Consider the following 4938-nt stretch of genomic DNA (forward strand, 5'->3'; position numbering starts at 1 on the left):
TCACACGCCACCGCCCGCGCCTCGGCACCCAGCCCCGCCAGCTCCGCCACCAACTCCGCCGCACCCGGCGCCTCCACGCCACGACGACTCGTCAGCACCGCAGAACGCACACCGTGCTCCACGACGAGATGACGGGCCAGCAACGCACCCAGACCACCCGTACCACCCGTGATCAGCACCGTGCCACGGCCGTCGAACGGCGGGGTCTCCGGTGCGGGCAGGTCCTCGGCCGGGACCACCCGGGCCAGACGCGCCGCGAGCACCCGTCCGTCCCGCACGGCCACCTGCGGCTCCTCGGCGGTCAGCGCCGCCCGTAGCGCCGAGGACACGTCGCCGTGGTCCTCCGGGTCCAGGTCCACCAGCAGGAACTTCCCGGGGTGCTCGGTCTGCGCGGAGCGCAGCAGGCCCCACACGGCGGCCTCGGCCGGGGTGCGCACCTCACCGGAGGACCGGGCACCCATCGCACCGCGGGTCACGAACACCAGGTAGGAGTCGCCGAACCGCTCGTCGGTGACCCACGACCGCACCAGTTCCAGCGCGCGGTACGCGGCACCACGTACCCGTCCGGCCAGATCCGCCCCGTCGTCGATGCCGGCCGCGTCCGCGGCGCCCGCCACCATGACGACGTCCGGCGGCGTGGCCCCGGAGTCGACCGCCTCGCGCAGCGCGGCCAGATCCGCGTACGACACCACGTCGGCACCCGCGCCCTCCAGACCGGAGCGCACCCCCAGGCCGTCCGTGCCCAGCACGGCCCACGTCCCCTCGGAGGCCGGAGCAGGCGCGCCGACGGGAACGGGGGTCCAGTCCAGCCGGAAGAGCGAGTCGTGCCCGGCCGCCGCGGAGCCGGGCGACTGGATCTGGCCCTCCGCCACCAGCCGCAGCACCAGGGAGTCGACGGTGGCCACGGCCCGACCGCTGGTGTCGGCCACGGCGAGGCCGATCGAGTCGGGCCCGAGCGAGCTGAGGCGCACCCTCAGTTCCGAGGCGCCCGTGGCCCGCAGCGATACGCCGGTCCAGGAGAACGGAAGCCTGGCAAGGCCCGCCTCCTCCTGCGGCACGAACATGACGGCCTGGACCGCCGCGTCCAGCAGGGCCGGGTGCAGTCCGAACCGCTCCGCGTCCGGCGCGTTCTCCTCGGGCAGACGCACCTCGGCGAAGACCTCGTCACCACGGATCCACACCGATCGCAGCCCCTGGAAGACCGGGCCGTAGGCGAAGCCGCCCGCGGCCATCCGGGCGTAGACGTCCTCGATGTCGATCCGTTCGGCGCCCTCCGGGGGCCATACGGCGAGGTCGGCCCGGCCGGTGTCGTCCTGCGCCCGGCTCCGCGCGAGCAGACCGGAGGCGTGCTGTGTCCACGGCTGCTCCATGGTGGAGTCCTCCGGCCGGGAGTACACGTTCAGCGAGCGCGTGCCGTTCTCGTCCGGTCCGCCCACCGCCAGCTGGAGATGGACCGCGCCCCGCTCGGGCAGCGCCAGCGGCGCCGTGAGGGTCAGCTCCTCGACCCGGTCGCATCCCACCTGGTCGGCGATGTGCAGGGCCAGTTCGAGGAAGGCGGTGCCGGGCAGCAGGATCGTGTCCTGCACCATGTGGTCGACGAGCCACGGGTCGGTCTGCGGCGAGAGGCGGCTGGTGAACAGGAAGCCGTCCGCGTCGGGCAGTTCGACGGCGGCGCCCAGCAGCGGATGCGTGGGCGGGACGAGCCCCACGGCGGTCACATCGCTGGCGAACGACGTCAGGGCCTCCAGCCAGTAGCGCTCGCGCTGGAAGGCGTACGTCGGCAGCTCGACCGTCCGCGCGCCGCGCCCGGCGAAGACGGACTCCCACTCCACCGAGGCTCCGTGGACGTGGAGTTCGGCCTCCCGCACGTGGCGGACCCAGTACTCCGGCGAACACACCTCGTCGGCGCCCGCCGGTTCACCGGTCACATTGGAGACCAGGGAGATGGCCGGCTCGGCGAAGGCCAGCTCTTCGACGACCTTGCGGAAGTCACCGAGCATCGCGTCCATGCGCGGGGAGTGGAAGGCGTGGCTGACCCGCAGGCGGCGGGTCTTGCGGCCCTGCTCCGACCACTGACCGGCAATCTCCAGTACGACGGCCTCGTCACCGGCGATGACCACGGCCGTCGGACCGTTGACCGCAGCGACGCTCACCTCGGTCTCACGACCGGCGAGCGTTCCGGAGACCTCTTCCTCGGACGTCTCGATGGCGACCATGGCGCCGCCCTCCGGCAGGGCCTGCATCAGACGGCCACGGGCGGCTACCAGGGCGCACGCGTCCTCAAGGGAGAACACTCCGGCCACATGCGCGGCGGCGATCTCACCGATGGAATGCCCGATCACCACATCCGGGACGACACCCCAGTGCTCAAGGAGCCGGAACAGCGCCACTTCGACGGCGAACAGCGCGGGCTGCGTGAACGCCGTCCCGTCCAGCAGCTCGGCCTCCGCGCTGCCCTCCGCCGCGAACACCACATCCCGCAGCGGACGATCGAGCAGCACGTCCAAATGCGCGCACACCTCGTCCCACGCGTCGGCGAACACCGGGAAGGCGTCGTACAACTCCCGTCCCATACCCAGGCGTTGCGCGCCCTGACCCGAGAACAGGAACGCCGTCTTACCGGCCGCCCCCGCCGTGCCCCGTACGACGCCGGGCGCGGTCTCGCCCTTCGCGAGGGCGTCGAGGGCGCGCAGCATGTCCACGCGGTCCTCGCCCACCAGGGCGGCCCGCTGGTCGAAGAGCGAGCGGGTCGTCGCCAGGGAATAGGCGACGTCCACCGTGGGCGCGACCTCTTCGGTGAGCGTGGCGAGTTGGTCCCGCAGCCGCTCGGCCTGGCCGCGCAGGGCGGCGTCGGTCCTGCCGGAGAGGATCCACGGCACCGGGGCCCCGGTGGTGTCCGGGGCGGCCGTGGCCCGCGGCGCCTCCGGATCGTCGGTGACCGGCGCCTGCTCGATGATCGTGTGCGCGTTGGTGCCGCTCACGCCGAAGGCGGACACCGCCGCCCGGCGCGGACGGTCCGTCTCCGGCCAGGGCACCGTCTCGGTCAGCAGCTCGACGTCGCCCGCCGACCAGTCCACGTGCGGTGTCGCCTCGTCCACGTGCAAGGTCTTCGGCAGGACGCCCTCGCGCATGGCCATCACCATTTTGATGACGCCCGCGACACCGGCCGCGGCCTGCGTGTGACCGATGTTCGACTTGATGGCGCCCAGCAGCAACGGACGGCCCTCGGGGCGGCCCTGGCCGTAGGTGGCCAGCAGTGCCTGCGCCTCGATCGGGTCGCCGAGGGGCGTGCCGGTGCCATGGGCCTCGACCACGTCCACGTCGGCGGAGGCCAGCCGGGCGCCGGCCAGCGTCTGCTCGATCAGCCGCTGCTGGGACGGGCCGTTGGGCGCCGTAAGGCCATTGCTGGCGCCGTCCTGGTTGATCGCCGAACCCCGGATGACGGCCAGCACCTTGTGGCCGTTGCGCTGGGCGTCCGACAGCCGCTCCACGAGGAGCATGCCCACGCCCTCGGACCAGCCGGTGCCGTCGGCCGATGCCGCGAACGCCTTGCAGCGGCCGTCGAACGACAGCACGCGCTGGGCGCTGAACTCGATGAACGTGCCCGGTGTGGCCATGATCGTGACACCGCCGGCCAGTGCCACGGAGGACTCCCCCTGGCGCAGCGACTGCACGGCCATGTGCAGGGCGACCAGCGACGACGAACACGCGGTGTCCACCGTGACGGCCGGGCCCTCGAAGCCGAAGGTGTAGGAGATACGGCCGGAGGAGACGCTGGGGGCGCTGCCGAGGCCGAGATACCCCTCCACTCCTTCGGCGTCCTTCAGGATGCGTGAACCGTAGTCGTGGTAGTTGGAGCCGACGAAGACTCCGGTCTGGGTTCCGCGCAGCGCCACGGGGTCGATGCCGGCGCGCTCGAACGCCTCCCAGGACGTCTCGAGGAGCAGCCGCTGCTGCGGGTCGATCGCCATCGCCTCGCGCGGCGAGATCCCGAAGAACGCCGGGTCGAAGTGGCCGACCTCGTCGAGGAAGCCGCCCGCCCGGACATAGCTGGTACCGGACTTCTCGGGGTCCGGGTCGTAGAGGCTGTCGGTGTCCCAGTCGCGGTCCTCGGGGAACCCGGAGATCACATCGCTCTCGGCCATCAGCAGGTCCCACAGCGCCTCGGGGGTGCGTACCCCGCCGGGGAACCGGCAGCTCATGCCGATGATGGCGATGGGCTCATCGGTGTCGACGGCCTTGTCGAGCGCCTCCGGCCGCTTGGGCGCGGCGGCGCTGGCGCTCCCGGTGACCGACTGCTCGCCGAACATCTCGGTGTGCAGATACCGGGCCAGAACGGTGGCGTTCGGGTAGTCGAAGACACAGGTGACCGGCAGCCGGAGGCCGGTGACCACGCCGAGGCGGTTGCGCAGTTCGACGGCGGTCAGCGAGTCGAAGCCGAGGTCGCGGAAGGCGCGCTCGGCCTCCACCGCGTCGGCGCTGTCGTAGCCGAGGACGTCGGCGGCCTGGTTGCGCACCAGTTCCAGGAGGAGCTTGGGCTGCTCGGCGGGGGACAGCTCCGCCATCTCCCGGCGCAGCGCGGAGATCGCGTCGTCGCCGTCACCAGCGCCCACGCCGCCACCAGCGCTGGCAGCGGCAGCGGGGCGGTTCAGCTCGGGCACCTCGCGGAACAGCGCGTTCGGACGGGAACCGACGAACTCCGGCTGGAAGCGGTCCCAGTCGATCTCGGCGATGACCAGGAACGTCTCGTCCAGTTCAAGCGCCTGCTGCATTCCGGAGATCGCCAGCTCGGGGTCCATCCCGACCACGCCGGAACGGTCCATCCGCTCGCCGACCCGGCCGGAGCCGAGTCCGCCACCGGCCCAGGCACCCCAGGCGATCGAGGTCGCCGCAAGACCGTCCGCACGCCGCTGCAACGCCAACGCGTCGAGATACGCG

1 protein-coding gene is annotated in these 4938 nt (G+C 72.4%); it reads right to left on the bottom strand.

Annotated elements, in window-relative coordinates; all coding sequences use genetic code 11:
• Positions 1-4938: type I polyketide synthase (locus IG74_RS0144070; RefSeq protein ID WP_030689349.1), on the bottom strand; the 4938-nt coding region annotated here is incomplete at both ends.

The organism is Streptomyces sp. NRRL B-1347 (assembly GCF_000720325.1).
Classification (GTDB): domain Bacteria; phylum Actinomycetota; class Actinomycetes; order Streptomycetales; family Streptomycetaceae; genus Streptomyces.